The organism is Lacticaseibacillus styriensis, assembly GCF_030770295.1.
Taxonomy (GTDB): domain Bacteria; phylum Bacillota; class Bacilli; order Lactobacillales; family Lactobacillaceae; genus Lacticaseibacillus; species Lacticaseibacillus casei.
This window is the reverse complement of sequence record NZ_CP132483.1, coordinates 501,811-523,553: the sequence shown is the minus strand read 5'-3', so window position 1 is coordinate 523,553 and position 21,743 is coordinate 501,811. Positions and strand designations below refer to the sequence as shown.

The window sequence follows — 21,743 nt, the reverse complement described above, 5'->3', positions numbered from 1 at the left end:
AAAATCTGCAGCAAGCAAAAAAATAGAAGCCTAATATGCCAAGACTTCTACCTCCTACAGAAAATAAAACATTGATCAAAGCTGCCCTCACCGGGATTCGAACCCGGATCTGTGGTTTCGAGGACCATTATGCTATCCGTTGCACCATGAGGACTTACAAGTTTTATTATAGCGCGTTTAATGTAGTAGTGTTGACTTTAATCGGCTCTGCTGGTGAGAGAATCCGGCAGAGAATCATCGGCTTTTCAAGCTTAAATCCGTCAAACCTTTTTAATTGCGCTTTGAATTAAAAAAGCCCGATGGTTAACCCACCAGGCGCTACTGGTTTTTCTGTTGTCTGCCAACCACCTGCACTTATGTCAGGGACTAATTTCAGGTTTTTCCGTTGCCTGCCAACCGCACGTATTTTCACCGTGGAAGAATTTCAGATTAATATAGGAGCCAGCACTCCGTTTGCTACTTTTAAATTACCATCTCTTAAACTGCTGCGTCAACTTATTTCTTCTGACAGCGGACACTAATTATTTGTATAGCTTGGGGTAGACTGATCGAATTTTTTAAAGAATGTAACTGTGATTCCTAACAGCACCCCAACTAAGCCTCCGCCCATATGGACATAGTCACTCGCATTAAAGGCTTCTCCCTCAAAAAATGGATAAGACCAAGGAACTAAGCAGACAAATAACCAAAAAGTTAGAATAAAGAGGTCTATTTTGCTCTTGGCTTTTCCATGAGTTGATTTAGCATATATGATCACCGTATAAAACAAAAGTCCAAATAGTGCTGTAGACATGCCGACTATATATCCATTCTGTCCTTCAGTACTTAAGTAGCCGGGCAATGTGATCTGACTGTTACTTAGTCGAATAATAAACAAATCGGCTAATAAGTTACCAACTGTACCGGTGAGGATGAATGTAAAAAGAAACTCAAAGTAGCTAGTTACTTTGCAAGTAACCAGACTAAGCACTATAAGCATAATGCTATTTGAAAATAGTTCCGAGAATCCGTAATTGCTTAGGAAAATGCTGGTGAATGCGCGGTACCATTGAGATAACGAAGATACTGTAATACTTGGAATGTTTGTAAAATCCTCAATACTTAACTGGTTAATACTGTCATAGTGCGAAGTCAGTCCGAAAATGGCCCATGAAATGAGAAGAATTGGAAGCACGGGACTGGTAACGGTTCTCTTAATCATTATTACAAACTCCATATGGTTGTTTAATATTTGGTAAGTTAACCGTACGTTTATTTGTGTAGAAAATCAAAGACTGTGTTAAAAAGGTATTGCGAAACTTATTTCTTCCGACAACGGACAATTTAGCCAGACAATGGTCAGAAGACAGTTTGAATGAAAACGGTCCAGAGCCTCAAAAGTTTACGATAAATCAGTCCAAAACAAAAAACGCCCAATCCCTTTAACATCAAGGGATTGAACGTTTTTGACCTCTTCTAAGTGTCAAAGATTGGCACCCACAATGCCACTACCTACGCATCGTTTAGCTAGGCAAGGCATTCATTGACCTTAATCATCAAACTTAAACAAATCTGTCGACAGATACCGCTCGCCGTTATCTGGTGCAACGGTTGCGACGCTCTTGCCTTTGCCGAGTTTCTTGGCAATTTCAATGGCGCCGAAAATATTGGCACCGGCTGAAATACCTGGCAGGAAGCCTTCTTCATGGCTGACGTGGCGCGCCATGTCGATGGCCTGATCGCTTGTCACTTCGACGATGTCTTGATAGAGGTTCGTATCCAAGACATCTGGAATGAAGCCGGCTGAAATGCCTTGGATTTTGTGCTTGCCGCCATGGCCTTCTTTGAGCATTGGGGACTCGGCTGCTTCCAAAGCGTAAATCTGGACGTTTGGATTGATTTTCCGCAAAGCACGGCCGACACCGGTTAACGTGCCGCCTGTCCCAACGCCTGCAACAAACGCGTCCGGTGTGCCGCCGTCAAATGACCGGATGATTTCCTGGCCGGTGGTGCGTTCGTGTACATCTGGGTTAGCGGGATTCTGAAATTGCATCGGCAGGAAGTAGCCATTTTCTTTGCTGAGTGCTTCGGCTTTTTTGATTGCACCCGGCATGCCATCTGCGCCTGGGGTCAAAATCAATTCTGCCCCATAGCCGCGCATCAACGCTCGGCGCTCGACACTCATGGTTTCTGGCATCGTGATGATCAGATGATACCCCTTAGCTGCCGCAACCAGAGCAAGGCCAATGCCAGTGTTACCGGAAGTCGGTTCGACAATCGTGCCGCCGGGCTTCAAAACGCCTTTGTATTCAGCATCTTCAATCATTGCCAGCGCAATCCGATCCTTTACAGAACCGCCGGGATTGAAGAATTCAAGTTTTACATAAACATCAGCTGCGCCTTCAGGTACAACGCGATTCAACTTGAGTAACGGGGTGTTGCCAATCAAACCTGTAATATTATCTGCTGCTGTGACCATATTAAAGCCTCCATATTCGTGAGCGTGAACCGGTGCGGTTAGGAGCCGGAGTGTAAGTGGCCTTGGGCGTGATGGCCCGAGCTTAGGCCATTGCGACCAAGGTCCTTACATGCAGGCTCCTGCGCCGGTGAACGCGTTATTGTGAGCGTGAGTCAGCCCGGTTAGAAACCGGAGTGTAAGCGGGCTCAGGCGTGATGGCCCGAACTTAGGCCATTGCGCCTGAGGTCCTTACACGCAGGTTTCTGGGCTGGTGAACTCGTTATCGTGTCGGCATTGAACGATCTTCGTTACGATGGCCGGCAACATGCCGAACCCAATTGTCAAAAATCGTTCGCTGCGTTTTCTTCCAATTAAACTTTGGATGATCATAATCGTTTTTGTGATGGTAATAGTGTTTGGCACGCGCATAGTCGATCTCGGGGTGCGCGGCGATTTCGCGGTGATATTCCGCATCCAATCCCCACCGATCGTACTCGATATGCGAAAAGACAAATGTTTGGGTGCCGGTCGGTTCCGTCACCATGAACAATTTACCTTTTGTCGTGGTCGCGTTGATCGTTAATCGCGGGTCATTGCGAATATCGCGGACATCCATCTCGGCATAACGCGCATGTGGTGCCTTGAATCCATCTTTTAAGCCTTGCAGAAGCGGATGCGGTTCCAGAATCGTTTGCGGGTAAACCCCAAACAGTTTGTGAGGAAGAATGAGCTTACTGACACCAAAAAAATAATTCAGTGCTACCATGCCGCCCCAGCAAAGATAGAGTTGATTCGGTACATGCTGCCCCAGCGTTTTCAAAAGCGTCCGCACCTCTGAAATATAGTGTACTTGATCGAACTCTAGGGTTTCAATCGGCGAACCCGTGATGATGAACCCATCCATTGTCGCCGCTTCGTGAATATCCAGTGGGTCTAAAATCGAACTGACCGTTTCTGGCACATCACGTCCTGCGTAATGGGTCATGGGGTAATAAAAATGCAATTCAACCGGAATCTCAGTGCGGGTCAAGACGTGTTGCAGCCGAGTTTTGGTATCGGCCTTATCATGCATGACGTTTAAAATACCGATCTTGAGTGGCGATTTTGTCAAGATTCACCTCCTATCTCATGATAGTAACGACTCAACCTTAAAAGAAGCTTTGCGCATGACCGCGGACTAAACTGTCGCGCGTCGTCACTTGCCCGGACACATCAGGGGGATACCCTGATCAGTCACACAGTGCCAACATCGATTAAATGCAATGAGGTTTTTCATAGTATCCTCCCTTTCAGTACTTATATACTAACTAAATGTAAGGCTAATAACAACCTTTTGCGCTAACATATTCGTAAATTCTTTTTATTCGATTAGTTGACGATCTTAAGCAAAAAAGCCTGATAGCATCGGCTTTGATGCATCAAGCTTTCTATTAATATATTGATTTTCTGCTATAGCGATTGAAATACCAGTCCATTTACGCGTGCGTGACAACCGCCGGCTCGCCAAACACCGTTTCGCGAATATCATCAACCGGCATCTGCAGTCCGGTCCATAGGTGGAATGCGGCCGCCCCCTGATTGATTAACATATTGATGCCGTTGTAGACATGCTTGACGCCTGCCTGCTTAGCGATTTGCATGAGTTTGGTCTCACGTGGTGCATAAACCGTATCAAACACGATCGTCTCTGGCATGAACCATTCGCCATCAGGAACATTGCTAACGTGCTCCAGCGGCTTCATTCCGGCTGGCGTTGCATCAACGTAAATCGCTGAATCGGCGATGCTGGCCTTTAACGTTGCCTGATCATCAAGTGCAAATAACGCCGCGTGTCCTTGTGTCTGGTCATTGATAATCGCAACGTTGCGCTGAGCATTTTGCCAGGATTCATCGCGGCGATTGAAAATGTTGATTTGACTGACACCATCTAAGGCTGCCTGAATCGCAATCGCTGTTCCCGCACCACCAGCACCGGCTAGCGTCATTTTTTCACCGCGAATATCCAACCCGTCATGGCGCAAAGCTTCCATAAAACCCGTCCCATCAGTGATATGGCCGATCAACACGCCATGGTCATTGACGATGGTATTCACTGCCCCGATCAACTTCGCAGCAGGTGAAAGTTTGTCCAATAGTGGTATCGCCTTTTGCTTATTGGGCATCGACAGATTACCGCCTAAAAAATGCAGACTGCGCATGGCTTGCAAGGCGTGGGCAAGCTCTGGAACATCAACGTCGAAAGACAGATACGCGTCGTTGAGCCCTAATTTTTCAAATGTTGCATTGTACATCGCTGGTGATAACGAGTGCCCGGCAGGATGGGCGAATAGTCCTGCCAAAGCTGTATGACCATCGATTTCATCTTTTAATGACATCCTGAAACCTCCATTTTAATGTGCCCGTGCAACTTCTAGCACTCTTTTTTCCTGCGTTTTCACAATCAACGCTAAACCAATGCCGATGATCGTAATCCCAATGTTCAAAAGAATAATCATCCGCGGCGCCGCATCCCCGAAGGCCTTGGTCAAACCAGCTGCTGCGGAAAGCACGGCGTAATTGGCAATGCTTGAGGCAATCATGACCAGTGACGTTGCGGTTCCCTTGTGGCTAGGAAAGAAATTGATGGTGGTTGAAGTCGCAAGTTGCAAGACGCCGCCAGCTGCAGCGTAGCCGATCACGAAACTGCCAATGTACAGAATCGTTGGCGTTTGGACAAAATAGCATAAGACAAGCATCACCACGGCAATTGCCGGATAGAGGATCAAAACCGTGCTTTCCTTCAGGCCGGATTTAATTAAGCGGGCGGTCAACAACACGGCGATGCCAGCGCCAACTGCATATAACGATTGCAGCGTTGCCGGATTTTTGACGCCATACGCCAGACCCAGTTCCTGATTGCAGTTTAACCAAACCATGAACGTGGTCGAGCTGGTGAAGCCGATTAAAATAGCCGCTACCGAGCCTAGTGAGAAATGCATTTTTTCAGGCGAACCGGTGCCATTAAGCTGTGGCTTCTCGCGCTTAGGAAACGGGAAGACCATGATGGCGAGCGCATCTGCCGCTAATGCCACCCCGCAGATGATGAAGATCGTTCGAAAAGAAAGCCCTGCCGCAGCCACTCCGCCAATAAAGAACGGCAAAACAAACTGGGCAACCACGACTGCAAACTTAGTCAACAAATTCGCAATCGAAGCGGACTCGGGAAACATCTCCATGAGACTCGGCGAAACACAAGTGTCCAGAAACGAGTTTGCCATCCCATTAAGAATGCCGATGAGATAAGCTGCCCAGAACTGGTGCACCATGATGATGCCCACAAAGAAAACGACATACAACGCAATGCCAATCGTTCCGGAAACTTTCCGGCCAAAATGATCTGACACCGGCCCGGCAAATGGATAGGCAATCAGGCGGCCTAATCCAAACGCCGCAATTACGGAGACCACCATACTGACATCAATCGTGCCATTGCTCAATTGCTGGGCACCCCAGTTAGCCGCGAACTGCGCCTTATACTGACTCAGGATAGACGAGGCAATGCCTAACATCGCGTAGGAAAAGTAGAGTGCCAATGCACCTGGCAAAAAATGATTATGTTTGGTTTTCATCGTTCAACTTGCCTCCGTTACGCTGCCTTATTGCCCAGCTTCAAACGCTTGATAAGCTTTCACTGGCATATCCTGCCCCGTCCATAATTTGTATCCGGCCGCACCTTGCCAGAGCAACATGCCTTTACCCGGCGCAACTTTGGCACCGATTTTTTCTGCGTCCTCGATCAATTTGGTTTTCAATGGATTGTAAACCGTGTCGGCAACAACCAAATCTTGACGGATAAAATCGGGATTAACCAGGGACTCGCCGTCGTTAGGTTTCATGCCGACTGTGGTTGCATTGACGAGGATATCCGCGGCGGCAATGGCTGCTTTGAGCTTATCGGCAGCTTCCAAATGCTCAATCACCACCTCCACATCCGGCGCGGCCTTGGCTAACTTTTTGGCAGTTGCTTCCGCGCGCGGATAAAACTCATCTTGCCGGTTAAAAATGGTCACCTGACGTGCACCGTCTAAAGCCGCTTGTACTTGAATTGCCGTCGCGGCACCACCTGCGCCCAAAACAACCAAGCGCTTATCTTTAATTGCCACGCCATGTTCTTTTAAGTTACGTACAAACCCAATGCCGTCCGTGATGTGGCCGATCAATTTGCCATGATCATTCACCACGACATTGACCGCACCGATAATCTTGGCGGCCGGCGAAAGTTCGTCCATTAAGGTTGCCGCGACATTCTTACATGGCATGGTGATATTGCCGCCGCGCATTTTGAACAGACGCATCGCATCCAGTGCTTGGGGCATTTGGTCTTTTTTGACATCAAACGCAAGATAAGCCGCATCGATTTTTTGTTTTTGAAAACTAAAGTTATACATCGCCGGTGAGCCAGAATGGCCAACCGGACTGCCAAGCAAACACAACAAACCAGTCGTTCCTGAAATCCAAGTTTCCATTATCAATGCCTCCACTAAGTTCATAATTTCACGAATGTTTTCAAAAGAAGAACCTGATCGGCTGTGCGATCAAGTTACTTCCGTGCCATCACGCTTACTTTTTAGCTTGATGGGCTTTAATAGCATATTCCCGGCGACCGCCTGGCTTGGGGATCATATCCTGCATCATGATACTAAGGCCGCCATCGACCCGCAGTTCGCCGCCATTTGTGTAATCTGAGCGTTCACTGCTCAGATACAGTACGGCGTTTGTGATATCGTCCAGATCGCCGATTCGCCGACTGGCAACCAGCCGTTCGCGGCCATCCAACACTTTCGGATCCTTGTAAAAGTCAGCGGACATCGGCGTCTTCACCAGACATGGCATGACGCAATTGCTGCGAATGCCGAACTGGCCCCACTCTGCCGCCATTTGCTTGGATAGCATGTTAACCGCAGCCTTGGTGGTACTGTATGCACCACTGTATGTCTCAGGAAATACCGCCGCGACAGTCGAAATATGCACCATCGTTCCATGATGTTGGGCAATCATCTGGCGACCGAATCGTTGCGACATCAGAAAATAGCCCGTCAAGTTAATGTTCAATGCCGTCTTCCATTCGTCTAAACGTAAGTCTTCAAATGGGGCAAATCGTAAAATTGCCGCCGTATTCACAAGAATGTCGACCTGTCCAAGCTTTGCAACAACGGCTTTTACTGCGTCATCAACTTCATCTTCGTTCGTGGTATCCGTCGCCAGCGGCAATGTCTGGACACCGTATTTTTGACTTAAAGTTTTAGCAGCAGTCTCAATGGCTTCTTTCTTAATATCCACCAAAACAACATTGGCACCGTGTTCGGCAAATGCCTCGCAAAAACGGGTGCCCATGCCGCCAACTGCACCGGTCACGACCACAACTTTATCTTTTAAACCTAGCCAATCTGCCATGAAAAATTTCCTCCTTAACGCTGTGAAACCAACCAGAACCGAAACGCCTCTGCATTGGGCTTTAAAACTTACGATCTTTCATTCCGAGTAGTTAACCTACTAGTTCTAATGAGCCGCCACAGCTGGTTTTAAAATCTCCGGCCAAACTGCTTGCAAAGTCTTAACGGTATTGTCGTACGTATATTTAGCAACCCAGTCGATCCCTTTGGCCATGTACTGATCAGAGATAACTTCAACGCCGATCACCTTTGGATCAACGCCAGCATCTTTGATCATTTTGATGAACTTTTCGGTGCGGTCTTCAAACCCAGTCCCCGGTGCGAGCCGACCATGCATTGACTCGTCGCGTAAAATGCTCTTGGCATACGGGCGCTTATACGCATCATCTAGCTGGATCGAAATGACGCGTTTGGCCTGTTCCTTGGTTAGCAGATCAAATGGCTGATCGGCCCGTACCCAGTGCCACATGTCCAGAAGCATCATGACATTTGGCGCCCCGGCACCTTGAAGGATGGCCCAAGTCTTTTTTAAATCAGGCATGCCGCTGTATGGCATCGGCTCCAGCGCAATGATGAGGTTGCCAGCGAGTGCCGCGCGATGCGCCAACTGTTGAAGTTTCTTCGCTGTAAAATCAACCGGATAACTTTCCATCAAACCGGTATTGATATGTTCAACGCCAAACAAGTGGCACATGTGGAAACACGTTTGTTCTTTATATTTTTGTTCATAAGACCGCGGTTCTTCACACCATTGAACGATGTATTCCACCTCTGTGCACTTGATGTGATAGCGGTCTAAAATGTCGAGAATATCCCGATCGGTTAAGCCTTCATTCAACGCGTCAACGTAAGTCTCAGCCCGTAAGCCGATCCCGTCGTAGCCTGCATTTGCGGCAGCTTTGACGCGATCTTCAAAAGTGCATTGGTCGCCTAATGTCCATGAACTGACTGTAATCGGATGTGCAAGTGTCATGATAATGCCTCCCAAAATCGTTTGTGATTATTTTTTTAATATTGTTTACAAATTAAATTGTATGCGGTTGCACAAGCGACTTCTAATTCATTATAATGGGGGCGTCTATAGCTGGAAGCTATTGTTCGCTTTGTAAACACTCTGGAGGTCAATCATGAACCTTTTTCACTTGCGCTATTTCGTCACATTGGCTAAGTTACAGAATTACACCCAGGCAGCGCGCCAACTAAACATTACCCAGCCCAGTCTTAGCAACGCCATTCACAGGCTCGAAGATGGGCTTGGCCTTGCTTTGTTTGTCCGGCAAGGGCGCAATATTGTCTTAACCCCTGAAGGCCGTGAGTTCAGCCGAATCGTCGAGCATTCGCTTACCATTCTTGATAGCGGCATTGAACAGCTGCAGCATCAAAACATAGAGCAAACGGTCATTAAGTTAGCTGCCTTACGCACCCTAAGCACACGCTGGGTTCCCGGCATTGTTCGCAGTTTTCTGCAACAAAGTCCCGATGACGTCCGCTTCGAATTCACGAACGAAAACGGCTTATCACCACAAATTATTCAAGGATTACGCTCTAAAAATTATGACATTTGCTTTTGCTCAAAGGTTGACGAACAAGAGGATATTGCTTATTTTCCGATCGCATCGCAAGAACTCGTTGTCATCACGCCTCTGGATCATCCCTTAGCAACTCGCCATCGCATCGAACTCAGTGAGACCCTAGGCTTCGATCAGGTCACTTTCTCGAAAAGAAGCGGTCTGGCACCGATTATTCGCCAGCTTTTTGCGGAATGCGGCGGCCAGCCTCACAGCGTGTATGCGATTGAAGAAGACGAAGCAGTGGCTGGTCTGGTCGCCAACGGGTTTGGCATTGCGGTGGTGCCTAATATGCCAATCCTTAAAACCCTGCCAGTCAAAATCATTCCACTTAGCTTCCCCACCTGGCAGCGCATCTTTTACATGGCTACTTTAAAAGACCACTATCAATCCCCAGCTGCGACTGACTTTATTGATTTTGTTCACGCACATCATGGCGACATTCATCAATAATAGCTGCTGGTCAAGCTGCCATTGCCCAATAGCAATGGGTTCCTTAGCCATCTGGCAAAAAACACTTACAATTTGTTATCTACACATGCCAAAACCGTACTGCTGTTTTAAAATAGAAGTGTTAAAGTTTTTAACGCATTCATCTAGGGAGGTCGCTTTTATGCGTACACAAACTCAGTCATCTGTCTTAAAGCTGGCGGCGGTTGGGGCCGTTGCGGGCTTAGTATCAGGGCTTGTCAAGTTGGGTTGGGAAAATATTTTACCGCCGCGAACACCGGAACGTGATGCCACCAATCCGCCGCAACAATTTTTGCAGCAGCACGGCCTCACCCCGGCGGAAACTCATGCCACTTACACGTATTCCGGCCATCAGATTCCTTGGGTCAGTCTTTTGGTTCACTTTGGTTTTTCGTCAAGCCTCGGTGCGCTTTATGCTGTTGCCGGCCATTATGTCCCGTTGTTTAAATTGGGTTACGGCAGCATGTGGGGACTTGGCGTGTGGGCTGGCGCTCATCTTTGGGCCATGCCTGCATTAAAAATCGTACCGCCTGCCAAAGATCAACCGGCCGAAGAACATTTGTCCGAAGCCGTTGGGCACATGGTTTGGAATACGGTTAACCAAATCGTGATCAGTGACATGTTGCGGGAAAAGCATGATTAAAATCGACTGCTAACACCCGAAGATTGCAGTCGTACATGTTTCGTGTCAGTTATCCACGAAAGAAGGTTTGCGGATGCAAAAAAAGCCGACTGCACAACAAACAAAGTGGCCTGAACGCATCAGTTACGGCCTGAGCGACGCGGCTGATAATCTGGTCTTTCAGGTGATGACAACCTATCTACTGTATTTCTACACGGACATTTACGGATTGAGTGCCGGCGCGGTCGCCTTGCTGTTCCTGATCGCCCGCGTTGCCGATGTTTTCGAAAGTCCGGTGGTCGGTTTGATGATCGACCATACGCACTCGCGCTTTGGTAAAAGCCGGCCCTTCTTCCTTTGGTACGCGTTGCCTTATGCCATTTTTGCGGTGCTTACCTTCGTCACGCCAGACTGGTCGGCTAATGGTAAACTGCTGTGGGCTTACGCGACGTACCTCATCTTGGGGTTCCTCTACACCGCAGTTAACCTGCCAATCACCTCGGTTCTGCCGACGCTAACGCAAAATCAGCAGGAGCTAACTTTGCTCGGGGTCATTCGCCAGTTCTTCGGCAGTTCCGTTCAGATTATTGTAGCTGTGTTCACCTTACCGCTAGTGGCGTTTTTCGGCCGCGGCAATGATCAGCACGGCTTTCTTTTAACCATGGCGTTGTTTGCCGGCATTTCATTACTATTAATTCTCAACACCTTTGTGCATATTCGTGAGCGCTTTACCCAGAAAAAAATCGCCCATCAGCCGTTTCGTGTAGTTGCTAAAATCGCGGTTCGCAACAAACCTTGGCTGATTCTGTCAGGCGTTATTTTCACGTATTGGCTACTGACGGCGATCAAAAACCAGACGACGGTTTACTATTTCAAATACACGTTGCACAATCAGAATCTGGTTTCCTGGGCCAATAGCTTTACGTTCTCATCATTGATCGGCGTCTTACTGATCATCAGCATCGCCGGTCATTATGGAAACAAGCACACTATGCGCCTGGGGATGCTGATTGGCTTGGCCGGACAATTGGTGATTGCCGGGGGCGTGTACCTGCGCCAGCTGTGGCTGCTATTTTTCGGCATTCTGGTCAACAGCATCGGTCAAGGCATGATCGTCGGCTTGGTTTCCATCATGTTAGCCGACACCATTCGCTACGGTATCACCCTCGGCGCCCAAGCTGAAGGCTTCTTCGCCTCAAGCAACGACTTTGGTGTCAACCTCGGGCTGGGTATCGGTGGCCTCGTCACCGCCGGATTGTTCGACCTCACCGGTTATGTTCCGAACACCAACCAAAATGCCGCAACCCTTGGCATGATTGACCTGAATTATGTCTGGTTGCCACTGTTGCTTTACGGCATCTTGCTGCTGCTCATTCACTTTTACCCTGAAAAGAAAATGTTGACCGCGATTCGCGAACATCATCTTTAGGTCAAAAAAGGATCTGCTACCGAAGAGGGTGGCAGATCCTTTTTCATATCGCAGTTTATTCCGTGGTTAACTCGTTGCGCCGGGCCAACATTGGCAAAACGAGCCCCAATGCCAAGAGCACCACCGGCGTAATCACATTGAGGCCCATTTGGAACCACCATGTGCCGGGATCGCTCAGATAGCTGATTTTCGGCAGCATCCCCAGTAAGCAGGCGAATGCGGTGAAGAAGAAACACCAGCCGCCAATGAGCATGCCCGCGTGTTTGTTTTTCACTAACATGTAGTCCGCTTGGAACTTCTCAAGATGGCGATTAAGCAGGTAATACGCTAAGAAGACCCAGAGATAACGTAGTGGCATCACGACCGAGTTCAGGTTCAGCAGCCATTTGTATAACTCATTCATGTTGCCGATACCCAACGCCGGCACAATAATCAGAATGCTGACCAGAATCCCGGTCATCCAGTAACCGTTAATCGGCGTGCCTTTTTTGTTGATCCGCCGTAGTTTTTTAGGAATAAAATGCGGATCGGCGTCACTCAGCAGGATTTTCAGTGGGGCATCAATTGAGAAGGCCAAAGCTGAAATCGAAGCAAGCGCATTGGCGATGGCGTAGAGAATGACAAAGATATTCCCCAGATGGTAATAGTTGCCAAGCATCGCAAACGCAGTGTATGGGCCATTAGACATGAGATCAGTCGGAATATGGTGACTGTCAAACAACATGCCCATGCCAAAAGATCCTAGCAAGGCACAGAACGCAACCATGCCGGCAAGGACCAGCATGCCCAACGGAAATTCTTTGGACGCATGTTTGGTGTTGTTGACGTATGGCGAAATTTTTTCCGCCCCGCCAACGGCAAAGACCAGCATGGAAATCGTGGTGAAGTAATTCAAATCAAATTTCGGTAAGTAAGTGTGCAAATCGCCCATGTCCGGCGTGGCCACATGAACGCCTTTGACCATCAAAGGTGCTGTGACCGCCAAGATGATGAACAGGATCGACATCAAGAACATCGCGGTGCCGGCCATGCTACCGATACGATTCAGGGTCGTCAGGCCGCGTGATGACAGCCATAAGAAAAGTAAGAACAGCGCAAGACAGATCAACGACACGGTCATCGACGATACGGTGTTGACAAAGTTACCGTTGCCTTTGAAAAGCCAGCTGAGCGCAATCAAAATCGCTTGCGGCTTCTGGGCCAGGTACGGAATATGCACCACCCAGTAGGTCCATGCAGCGTAATAAGCCAGCCGCACACTGCCGGTTTCCTTAATCCAGGAACTAACGCCGCCCGCCTGATCCTTAAAGGTTGAACCAAGCTGGCCGACGATCAAGGCATATGGCACGAAGTAAATCAGCATAATCAGAATCCAGCTGGTCACAACGGACAGGCCTTGTTGTGCATAGTTGTTAAACACATTGCCCAGGCCCCAGACCGAGACGAACGCAATCAAAGCCACGTTATACCAGCGCAGTTGTTTCTTAGTGTCTGCCACGAATATCCCTCCAAACAAATCCCGCCTTTGGAAAAACAGGAATTTGTTCTCCAGTGTACCGGTTTAGCAGCCCCTATTTCCCGTGAAAATGTATAGATATGGATTAGATTTTTCTAAAAAGGCAGTTGCTTTTTCGCCATGGACATGTTTCTGAACGCAATAATTTCTTGCCGTGCCAAACTCCGCAATCTCCGGCGTTTTGGGGCTGGAACGCTGTGACGGCTGAGCCCCAAAACGCCTACGATTGCTCCGCTTTGGCACTACAAGCATAAAGCTTCTGACAACTTATTATGTCGAAACAAAAAACAGACTCACTTTTCAAAATTCCCGAAAATGAATCTGTCTCTCTAGTAAATTATTTAATTAATTTTCCATTAGCAATTACTTAACCGCCTTAGCAACAGCCCCATTAACTGCCTGTTGCTCGTCCTGAATCAAATCAACCCGGCTGGCGATGACGATGGTATCCATCGTGATTTCACGAGTTAACCCTGGCGTCGGTAGTTTAGGCTCGAAGAATGCTTTGAATTCGTCAAGCCGGTTTGCGGTTCGGAAGATGCCGGCAATTACGGTGATATAGGTGGTAAATTCCATGTCGCCGCCGACCGTCTTTTCCAGCCATGACCATTCTTTGCGAATCCAGTCCCATGCAGCTTGTTCGCCGACATGGTTGTTCAATACGCCGCGGAACCATGAGCGTAAATCCTGAGGCTTGATTGTATCGGCATTTTCGAACTGATCAACAATTTTCCCGATCAAGGCCTTATCCGGGGTGCTGGTTAAGGCAGCGAGAATGTCTGCCTTATAACTTGAATCCGTGGTCTGCTTGTAGGCTGTCAACAACTGATCGAACAAGGCGGCGCTGCCAAAGTTTTTCACTTCATTTTGGAGCACAAACATCCGCACGTCTGCTGGCAACTGCAGCAATTTATCCTTGTTAGCCGTGAAAAGGTCGTGACCTTGCGCAATAGCCGTAGCGTTTTTAGCATAAAGTGCCATGCTTAGCACATATGGCCGCGTCAACTGATCATCATTGGTTTCGTTTGGCTTAGGCAACCAGCCGAGACGCTTAAATTGGCCTGCGCTGAGCTGATCGAAGAATGCTTTCAGCTGGGCTTCATCTGAGGAATCAGGTGTCACAAATTGCTTCAAATCATTGGCAACCCGATACAAGGCATTGATGACAATCGCGCTGTGACTTTCGGCAAAACGCGGTAACAACGGCACAATATTAGCGTATGAATTTTGCCGTCCTTCTGCCAACAGCCGCAAATCTTGCAGGATCTGACGCTGATCAATCGCATTCAGCTGGTCAAGGTGATCCAGAATATCAGTTAACAGCGTTTGATCATATTGCACGATGAAATGGGAGTTGTTGCCTACGTTAACCCGGAATGGCTCGCCGCTATCTTGACGCAACTGTGCATAGTCGCCCAATGTCGCTTGCTTATCAGCAAAAATCTGTGGTGCGACTGCATAGTTACTGTTCAACGGAATCTGCCATTGACGGCCGACGTCTTTGCCTGCACCGATGAAGAACTGTTGTTGCGACAGGGTCAGCTTGCCATCCACCACCGCGGCAGTTACAACCGGATAACCCGGCTGTTCCAGCCACGACTGCATGATTTTACCAACGTCAAGATGGGAAGCCTGACCCAATGCTGCCCACAAATCGGCGCCCGCGGCATTACCAAACTTGTGGGCTTCAAAGTAAGCCTTCAAACCGGCGCGCAAGGCATCGTCGCCAATTAACGCACGAACCATCACCAGCATCCGTGCCCCTTTTGCGTAAACAATCGCGCTGTCGAAAAGCGAATCGATTTCAGCCGGATCTTCAACCTGCACATGAACCGACTGCACACCATCCGTGGCATCACGCTGCAACGCCATCGGGACTTCCAGCGTTTGGAAAGCTTCCCAGATGTGCCAATCCGGTTGCAACGCGTCCACTGCAACATATTCCATCATGTTGGCGAAGCTTTCGTTCAACCAGAGATCGTCCCACCACTTCATGGTTACAAGGTCACCGAACCATTGATGCGCTAACTCATGAGCAATGACCGTGGCAACGCGCTCTTTGGTCTCCAGCGACGTGTTGTCCGGATCGATCGTCAGCAGCGCTTCCCGATACGTCACCAGGCCCCAGTTCTCCATGGCACCGGCAGAAAAGTCCGGCAATGCCAGCTGCCAAGAGTGCGGTAACGGATAAGGCGTCTGGTAAAAGTCTTCGTAAAATTCAATCGAACGCTTGGCAATATCTAACGCAAAGTCCAGTTCGTTAGGCTTGTGCGCTTTCGTGGCAAAAACGCCGATTTTAACGCCGCTCTTCGTCGTGGTCTGCTTACTTTGCAACTCGCCAAACGCAAACGCAATCAGATAGGTCGACATCCGCACCGTGGTATCAAAATAATGAACGCCATTGATTTCACGCACTTCCGGCATATTACTAATCACCGTCTCGCCCGGACGTTCATCAAACTTAATCGCCAAATCAAATGTTGCTTTGGCTTCAGGTTCATCAACACTCGGAAAAGCCTGCCGCGCCGCCGTGGTTTCAAACTGGGTCCCGATGATTTGCTTCTTGACGCCGTCCACTTCGTAGTAAGACGGGTAAATGCCCATCATGGTATCCGTCAACGGCGCCGTATAGGTAATCGTCAACTTCACGTCGCCTGCTTGCGGCAACGTGATCCGCACGGCCTCGGCTGGATCATCGGTTGTAAACGGGACCGCTTGGTTGTTCGCCTCAACGGATTCAACCTTCAAATACTTTTGATGAACCGCAATGTTTGGTTGCTTCGCCTCACCGATAATCGAAGTCTTGCCGCTAATGGTCTTGGTCTCCCGGTTAATATCCAAATAAAGATCATAATGTGACGGCTGAAAAGTCTCATAGAAATGTGCTGATTTGCTCATGAAGTGCCTCCTCAAATTGTTAGATTACGCTCATTATACGCCAAGTGCGCTTTCTGGGCAGGGAAAAGCCCCACTAATAAACGGTTACGCTGAATAGAGAGTGGTTCGCCAGCGTTTCTTGATTAGCACTCTTACGGTATTTAGCGGACGGCCATTTTTTAACTTAGAGCTTGTCATTGATTCATCGCAATTTTTTAATTGAACGTGATGTGTACTCCTTGTCAACATTGGTGAAAACGCGGCTTAAAATAACTAAATGGATAACTTTTATATAAAATATACCTTTCGTATAAAATCGGCGAAATCCAGCTCTATATCAGGGTCTGAAGTCATAAACCAATCGTTGACAAAATGACATTTGCAGTTTTATAATGTAACCGAATACAGAGCGCGCTGTATCCAACATTATTGCTAACAACTTTTGTTAAGTGTTTACTTTCCAGGAGGAAAAGAAATGTCAAAGTTTATTAAATTTGCTGGTGCCCTTGCAGCTTTGACCTTTGGGCTGTCCCCTGTTATTCTGGCAGGAACAACCGTTTCCGCTGCTGATAGTGCCAACCAATCAGTTAGTTCAACACTGCCGACAGTAACCCCATCAAATGTTGTCGTAGATCCAGAGAACAATTTGGTTAGTCAAACAACTTCTGCAGACGGAACCCATATCACTTTGACCTACCATGTGACTGCTGAACAGCTGGCTGCTATTAAGAAGGCCTACTCGGTGCCGAGCCGTTTGAATTCCTCAAAATCAGCCTTCGGTACGATGAGTGTAGCTTCAGCATCATATACTTCCACTTACAACGGCTCTTTTAAACTTGGAAATATTCTGGACACAGCTGGATTTATTGCCGGGTTAGCTAGCGGTAGTGCTAGCACAGTAATTGGAATTGCTTCAACTATCGTACGTGCAGTAGGCGCAGGCACCGTCTACTTTCATTACACTCAAACAAGCTGGAGTGCGAGTGATGGCTTCCATGTGAGCGTCAATATTAAATTCTACAAGAACGCTAGCCATACAAGTTACATCACTCAAACGACATTTGATCGAGTGTATCAAAATGATTAATCGGTACGTGTAGGATTTAAAAAAGCGAGGTGATTCAAATGAATAACAGGGACGTCTTTAAAAACCGTTACAAGCACATCCTTACTTTCTTAGGCTTTTGGATCGCCGGATACTTTACGCTGGATTCATTGTTTTCTGGTTTGCCTCTGCCCCTCACCGTGTTTTCTTCTACAGTTGTGCCGATCAGCTTTTTGAGCTATTTGGTTTATGATTATTTCAAACTAAAAGTCAAAAGACCGGCCTCACTCATTTTTTTAGTCGTGATGATAGCAGCGTTCATCTTTGCAATCCTTCTATTTCTCAAGATCGTAGTGCTCTTTTAAATTCCAATGTGCAATGATAACAGGAATCTGGAATTGCATGAACGATTAACACTGTCTACTACTAAGGCCAACCACCTATTCGAATCAAGTGGTTGGCCTTTTTTATTTTTCAATGGATTTTGTCAGAAAATTCATACTCGCTCGCAACACGACACCACTTGCCACCTCAAAGCGAGCCTCAATAACGAATCCGGAAAGTCTTCGGCGCCACCCGATAAATCACCGCGGTACCGATTGCCACATAAACCAGCGTTACCACACCAATCAAAATGGCATATGCGTAGCCGGAAAATTGCACTTGGGTGAAAACCCACGCCACCCAGTACATCCCCCAGTACAAGAACCGATACAGCGGGGAAACGACCGACATGTCGTCCGTAAACGGCTGGATTAAATAGTAGATAAACAAGTCATGAAAGGAAAAGAACAACACCATACCGCAAACTTCCAGCAGTAACACCAAATAAAAGTTCACCGCATCCGGTACAGATGAAACAAATTGCAGCGCAAAAATAAACAGAAAAATCAGCCCGCCTGTGACTGCGTTGTACTGGACAATCCGCCAGAATCGGTAGAAGAACCCGGCCAAAATGGTTTTCGGCTGCCGATAAAACGGGTAGTACAACATGGCCGAGTCGCAGTTAACAAATAAGAGCTGAACGATCGGTGCGCCGAGTGATGACAAGTACATTGGAAAGAACAAGGCCCCATAAATCGATGTCAAATCGCCGACCGAATGCCCAGCGAAAAGTTTGATGAGTACTAAAAATGCAACGCCAATGCCGCCAATCCATAACAGCCGCGTCCGCAACTTTTTCCATAGTTGCTGCCGATAACGGGCAAATAATAAGGCGTTCAGATAGTTACTGCCGGATCGGCTGGTTGGCTTGATCGTTGTGTTGGTGTCCAGCGTTAATTTTTTCTGCATCGCCTTGCCAGCGGCCAAAAACTGCTGATCACGAGATGCTGCGACCTTATCCAAAGCCATGGTTGCCTGCTGGATAGATGCCATCAGGAAAGGAATATCATCAGCGAATCGGTGAATATACCATGCCATCGCCAGCAAAGCCAACAAGCCGATCATGAATCCTAAAGGTGAAAAAACGCCGTTAACAAATGCCGCGAGTTGGCCGGTTATCATTACGCCGGCAACCACACCCCACAAGCTCACCCAGTAAATGATCAGCGCCATTAAGCCCAGTTGCCGGTGTGACCACGCCAAGCGCGGCAGAAAAGCCTGCCAACGCCAACTAAAGATGGCCATTTCCAGCCCAACCAGCAACAACCATAGATTACGGGTGATGAGTGCCAGAATAAAAAGCGGCAGAAACGGGCCAATCACAACCGCAATGATCTGATTGATCAACAAAGTTCCCCGAACCAACGCAACCCGATCCAGCGAAAAGTACTCGCCAAGCTTAATCGTTTTGATATTAATCGCTGCATACCGAAAAATCAGTCCGCGAAGCATGAGGCATCCCAGCGAATAAACCACCACGGCAACCATGATTCGCAAGGTGAAAGCAGTTGGGAGCGGATGAATGAAATCGTTGTAAGCATTGCCGACCAGGAACGCCAAGCCCATCATCAAGAGGGTTATCACCGGCTTGGTCAGCAGCATCATGAAATTTAACAAAATGGCCAAAAGACTTTTCAACGTCCCCGTGCGATACCATCTGGTTGGAATCTTTTTTCCTACAAACGGGATCCGCCGTAGAAAGTAAATGATCCCATTCACCCCGGTAGTCGCATCGGTTTGCGCTTGAAACCAGTAATATCGCCATGCCTCACGCATCTGCCTGCACCTCGTCACTTAACCGCGCAATCACGGCGTCTTCAAATGCCTGACTGTGAATATCCAGCCCCGTCAATTCAGTTAATTGCTGCTGATGCAACAGCACCACCGCGTCACAGATGGCCTGCGCCAGCTGCATAATGTGCGTGGAAAAGACAACCACCGAGTCTGCCTTCATCGCAACGATCATCTGCTGCATCTCATGCGCCGCCACCACATCGACAGTTGTCAGCGGTTCGTCGAGCAGCAGCACCGGCGGCTTCAGCATCAACGACACCACAATCTGCAGCTTATTGCGCATCCCCTCCGAATAGTCGCGCAACAACTTATTGGCATCTGCCTTACCCAGCCCAGCCATATCAAAAAAGTCCGCTGCTTTGACCGTTGTATGCATCCGGTCCAGCCGTTCGCGGTTAATCGCGATAAAATAGTCAACGAATTCAACGCCGGTCATGAATGCCGGCAAATGTGGCTGAGTGTAAACCATACCGACTGCCGTATCCGAGTAATTTGTGATCAGCCCTTGACCATCATCCGAATCAACCGCAATCGTGCCGCTATCGATCGGCAGGTTTCGGACAATCATGTTAAACAACGTCGACTTACCAGAACCATTGCGTCCCAGCAAGCCATAGATCTTACCTTGTTGAAACGTATAATTGGCGTCTTTGAATAAAACCTGCTGATCAAAGGCCTTATCCAAATGGGCAATTTCAAGCTTTTTCATCCCGCCACCTCCAGTGCCACCTGAATTTTTTCTTGAGTATAGCAAATTATTTTCAGCCATACCATTGACAAGACTCATGGCACTTGCCGATAAATAACTGTTTTCACTCCCAAAAGCAACCCGATCGGTCCATAAGCTGGAAACGCTTAAAAGCGACAACAGTATCCGCAAATGCTAAGCTTGATAAGATGATATTGGGTGTAAAATACTAAAAGAAAACAGATTTACCCCGAAAAACAAATCAAATGAGGCGAGCTTATGACGCTCGAAACAATCTTGTATTTACTCAGTATGAGCCTAATTGCCGGTATCCTCAATGGTACGGTAGGGATGGCGGCGCTCACGCTTTACCCGATGCTGCTATCGGTCGGCATTCCGCCGATCACGGCCAATGCAACCAACACGATCGGCCTTTTGTTCAGCGGATCTTCATCAGTGCTTTCATCACGACGGGAATTAAAGGGCCACTGGCACCAAGCGCTACTCATCACGTTACTTAATGCCCTTGGTGGCGTCTTGGGGGCGCTTATCTTAATTCACAGTTCCAATGCCAGCTTCAAAAGAGTCGTTCCGTTTATCATTTTTCTAGCTGGCGTCATGATTCTAACGCCGAAAAAAGATCCCGATCAGGCTACCCATCGCAAACTTGCACAAGGATTCGGTTATGCGCTGATTATGCTTGTTGGGTTATATATCGGTTATTTTGGCGCCGGTGCCGGACTGTTGATGATCGCGGTGCTCTCGCGCATCGTCGCCGGCCCGTATGCAACTTACAACGCCATGCGTAACCTCGCATCGCTTGTGAACAACACGGTCACGTCAATCATGTTCATCTTCTCGATGCCGATTGCCTGGTGGGTTTTAATTCCGGTCTGCATCGGCTTGTTCGCAGGCGGCTTTCTCGGTCCAATGATTGTCCGCTTGATTCCATCGCACGTGATCAAAACGGCGGTTGGGATCTTCGCGATCGGGCTTGCGGTTGTCTTGTTTTATCAGGCTTATCTTTAATGCAAAAGATCCAAAAAGGCATCGCCGAATTTTCGACGATGCCTTTTTGCTTAACTGGTTGATAAATAAAAGAAAATATATCGTCACCGTTCATGCCAGCGCAGCCTGCTGCGTCTGATAAAACTTACCCCAGGCTGCCATGGCGTCGATCACCGGCGCCAATGTTTGGCCTAACTTGGTTAAGCCATATTCCGTGGCGCGACCATCTTCATCGCCGACTTTCTTGTAGATAATCCCGTCGGCTTCAAGTTGCGCCAATTGTAACGCCAACATGCGCTGGGTCACTGAAGGAATGGCCTTGTTCAGCGTGCTGAAGCGGGTGGCATCCCCTTTAAAGAGATGATAGAGAATGACGCTTTTCCATTTTCCCGAAATCAGATCAACTGTATTTTGAACCGGGCATCCTGCAGCACAATTATAAAGTTCACGATCCATCACAAGGCCCCCTCGT

General features: G+C 48.1%; 18 protein-coding genes and 1 tRNA gene. 5 read left to right on the top strand and 14 right to left on the bottom strand.

The genetic code is table 11. The features are described from left to right. Positions 1 to 82: 82 nt before the first annotated feature. The 9 genes from LACSTY_RS02405 to LACSTY_RS02365 form a co-directional block, all read right to left on the bottom strand. Positions 83 to 154 (bottom strand) — tRNA-Arg (locus LACSTY_RS02405). Between the two features lie 363 nt (positions 155 to 517). Next, positions 518 to 1,201: a rhomboid family intramembrane serine protease gene (locus LACSTY_RS02400; protein ID WP_161492235.1), complete on the bottom strand. Its 684-nt coding sequence runs from the start codon at positions 1,199 to 1,201 to the stop codon at positions 518 to 520. Between the two features lie 327 nt (positions 1,202 to 1,528). Next, the gene (gene cysK, locus LACSTY_RS02395) at positions 1,529 to 2,458 is read right to left on the bottom strand and encodes a cysteine synthase A (protein ID WP_010493076.1); all 930 of its coding nucleotides are present in this window, start codon (positions 2,456 to 2,458) and stop codon (positions 1,529 to 1,531) included. Positions 2,459 to 2,717: 259 nt separating this feature from the next. After that, the gene (locus LACSTY_RS02390; RefSeq protein WP_087911581.1) at positions 2,718 to 3,548 is read right to left on the bottom strand and encodes a homoserine O-succinyltransferase; all 831 of its coding nucleotides are present in this window, start codon (positions 3,546 to 3,548) and stop codon (positions 2,718 to 2,720) included. A gap of 364 nt (positions 3,549 to 3,912) precedes the next feature. Then, positions 3,913 to 4,812, bottom strand: coding sequence for a shikimate dehydrogenase (locus LACSTY_RS02385; RefSeq protein ID WP_087911580.1), 900 nt, complete (start codon positions 4,810 to 4,812; stop codon positions 3,913 to 3,915). Positions 4,813 to 4,827: 15 nt separating this feature from the next. Further along, entirely contained in the window at positions 4,828 to 6,045 is a 1,218-nt protein-coding gene (locus LACSTY_RS02380) for an MFS transporter (protein ID WP_087911579.1), read from the bottom strand. A 27-nt stretch (positions 6,046 to 6,072) separates the two neighbouring features. After that, a complete protein-coding gene (gene aroE / locus LACSTY_RS02375; protein WP_087911578.1) occupies positions 6,073 to 6,942 on the bottom strand; it encodes a shikimate dehydrogenase in 870 nt (289 codons plus the stop codon). 94 nt (positions 6,943 to 7,036) lie between these two features. Further along, positions 7,037 to 7,870, bottom strand: coding sequence for an SDR family NAD(P)-dependent oxidoreductase (locus tag LACSTY_RS02370; protein ID WP_087911577.1), 834 nt, complete (start codon positions 7,868 to 7,870; stop codon positions 7,037 to 7,039). Positions 7,871 to 7,975: 105 nt separating this feature from the next. Next, the gene (locus tag LACSTY_RS02365) at positions 7,976 to 8,842 is read right to left on the bottom strand and encodes a sugar phosphate isomerase/epimerase family protein (protein WP_087911576.1); all 867 of its coding nucleotides are present in this window, start codon (positions 8,840 to 8,842) and stop codon (positions 7,976 to 7,978) included. 154 nt (positions 8,843 to 8,996) lie between these two features. Between LACSTY_RS02365 and LACSTY_RS02360 the strand changes: the two genes are divergently transcribed. From LACSTY_RS02360 to LACSTY_RS02350, 3 genes are all read left to right on the top strand, one after another. Beyond that, complete coding sequence (locus LACSTY_RS02360) at positions 8,997 to 9,890, top strand: LysR family transcriptional regulator (RefSeq protein ID WP_087911575.1); 894 nt, start codon at positions 8,997 to 8,999, stop codon at positions 9,888 to 9,890. Between the two features lie 160 nt (positions 9,891 to 10,050). Next, entirely contained in the window at positions 10,051 to 10,551 is a 501-nt protein-coding gene (locus LACSTY_RS02355; RefSeq protein WP_039639621.1) for a DUF1440 domain-containing protein, read from the top strand. A gap of 73 nt (positions 10,552 to 10,624) precedes the next feature. Continuing rightward, complete coding sequence (locus tag LACSTY_RS02350; RefSeq protein WP_087911574.1) at positions 10,625 to 11,959, top strand: MFS transporter; 1,335 nt, start codon at positions 10,625 to 10,627, stop codon at positions 11,957 to 11,959. 55 nt (positions 11,960 to 12,014) lie between these two features. On the opposite strand, the gene LACSTY_RS02345 is transcribed toward LACSTY_RS02350, so the two are convergent. Beyond that, complete coding sequence (locus LACSTY_RS02345; protein ID WP_010493056.1) at positions 12,015 to 13,457, bottom strand: amino acid permease; 1,443 nt, start codon at positions 13,455 to 13,457, stop codon at positions 12,015 to 12,017. 381 nt (positions 13,458 to 13,838) lie between these two features. Then, the gene (locus tag LACSTY_RS02340; protein WP_087911573.1) at positions 13,839 to 16,373 is read right to left on the bottom strand and encodes a M1 family metallopeptidase; all 2,535 of its coding nucleotides are present in this window, start codon (positions 16,371 to 16,373) and stop codon (positions 13,839 to 13,841) included. Between the two features lie 454 nt (positions 16,374 to 16,827). Here LACSTY_RS02340 and LACSTY_RS02335 point away from each other — a divergent pair, with 454 nt between their 5' ends. After that, positions 16,828 to 17,439, top strand: a complete 612-nt coding sequence (locus tag LACSTY_RS02335) for a hypothetical protein (RefSeq protein WP_087911572.1) — start codon at positions 16,828 to 16,830, stop codon at positions 17,437 to 17,439. Between the two features lie 501 nt (positions 17,440 to 17,940). Here LACSTY_RS02335 and LACSTY_RS02330 read toward each other — a convergent pair. Beyond that, complete coding sequence (locus tag LACSTY_RS02330; RefSeq protein WP_087911570.1) at positions 17,941 to 19,557, bottom strand: ABC transporter ATP-binding protein; 1,617 nt, start codon at positions 19,555 to 19,557, stop codon at positions 17,941 to 17,943. Continuing rightward, a complete protein-coding gene (locus LACSTY_RS02325) occupies positions 19,550 to 20,284 on the bottom strand; it encodes an ABC transporter ATP-binding protein (protein ID WP_087911569.1) in 735 nt (244 codons plus the stop codon). The genes LACSTY_RS02330 and LACSTY_RS02325 overlap by 8 nt, the downstream gene beginning before the upstream one ends. Before the next feature lie 258 nt (positions 20,285 to 20,542). On the opposite strand from LACSTY_RS02325, the gene LACSTY_RS02320 reads away from it, so the two are divergent. Beyond that, positions 20,543 to 21,292 carry a sulfite exporter TauE/SafE family protein gene (locus LACSTY_RS02320; protein WP_087911568.1) on the top strand — a complete coding sequence of 250 codons (750 nt, stop codon included), beginning with the start codon at positions 20,543 to 20,545 and terminating at the stop codon, positions 21,290 to 21,292. A gap of 90 nt (positions 21,293 to 21,382) precedes the next feature. On the opposite strand, the gene LACSTY_RS02315 is transcribed toward LACSTY_RS02320, so the two are convergent. After that, entirely contained in the window at positions 21,383 to 21,727 is a 345-nt protein-coding gene (locus tag LACSTY_RS02315; protein WP_087911567.1) for a winged helix-turn-helix transcriptional regulator, read from the bottom strand. Positions 21,728 to 21,743: the final 16 nt, after the last annotated feature.

Bases quoted from the DNA above. Each gene is read 5' to 3' on its own strand.
- LACSTY_RS02400 (WP_161492235.1), bottom strand. From the start codon at position 1,201: ATGATTAAGAGAACCGTTACCAGTCCCGTGCTTCCAATTCTTCTCATT.
- cysK (WP_010493076.1), bottom strand. From the start codon at position 2,458: ATGGTCACAGCAGCAGATAATATTACAGGTTTGATTGGCAACACCCCG.
- LACSTY_RS02385 (WP_087911580.1), bottom strand. From the start codon at position 4,812: ATGTCATTAAAAGATGAAATCGATGGTCATACAGCTTTGGCAGGACTA.
- LACSTY_RS02380 (WP_087911579.1), bottom strand. From the start codon at position 6,045: ATGAAAACCAAACATAATCATTTTTTGCCAGGTGCATTGGCACTCTAC.
- aroE (WP_087911578.1), bottom strand. From the start codon at position 6,942: ATGGAAACTTGGATTTCAGGAACGACTGGTTTGTTGTGTTTGCTTGGC.
- LACSTY_RS02370 (WP_087911577.1), bottom strand. From the start codon at position 7,870: ATGGCAGATTGGCTAGGTTTAAAAGATAAAGTTGTGGTCGTGACCGGT.
- LACSTY_RS02365 (WP_087911576.1), bottom strand. From the start codon at position 8,842: ATGACACTTGCACATCCGATTACAGTCAGTTCATGGACATTAGGCGAC.
- LACSTY_RS02360 (WP_087911575.1), top strand. From the start codon at position 8,997: ATGAACCTTTTTCACTTGCGCTATTTCGTCACATTGGCTAAGTTACAG.
- LACSTY_RS02355 (WP_039639621.1), top strand. From the start codon at position 10,051: ATGCGTACACAAACTCAGTCATCTGTCTTAAAGCTGGCGGCGGTTGGG.
- LACSTY_RS02350 (WP_087911574.1), top strand. From the start codon at position 10,625: ATGCAAAAAAAGCCGACTGCACAACAAACAAAGTGGCCTGAACGCATC.
- LACSTY_RS02340 (WP_087911573.1), bottom strand. From the start codon at position 16,373: ATGAGCAAATCAGCACATTTCTATGAGACTTTTCAGCCGTCACATTAT.
- LACSTY_RS02335 (WP_087911572.1), top strand. From the start codon at position 16,828: ATGTCAAAGTTTATTAAATTTGCTGGTGCCCTTGCAGCTTTGACCTTT.
- LACSTY_RS02330 (WP_087911570.1), bottom strand. From the start codon at position 19,557: ATGCGTGAGGCATGGCGATATTACTGGTTTCAAGCGCAAACCGATGCG.
- LACSTY_RS02325 (WP_087911569.1), bottom strand. From the start codon at position 20,284: ATGAAAAAGCTTGAAATTGCCCATTTGGATAAGGCCTTTGATCAGCAG.
- LACSTY_RS02320 (WP_087911568.1), top strand. From the start codon at position 20,543: ATGACGCTCGAAACAATCTTGTATTTACTCAGTATGAGCCTAATTGCC.
- LACSTY_RS02315 (WP_087911567.1), bottom strand. From the start codon at position 21,727: ATGGATCGTGAACTTTATAATTGTGCTGCAGGATGCCCGGTTCAAAAT.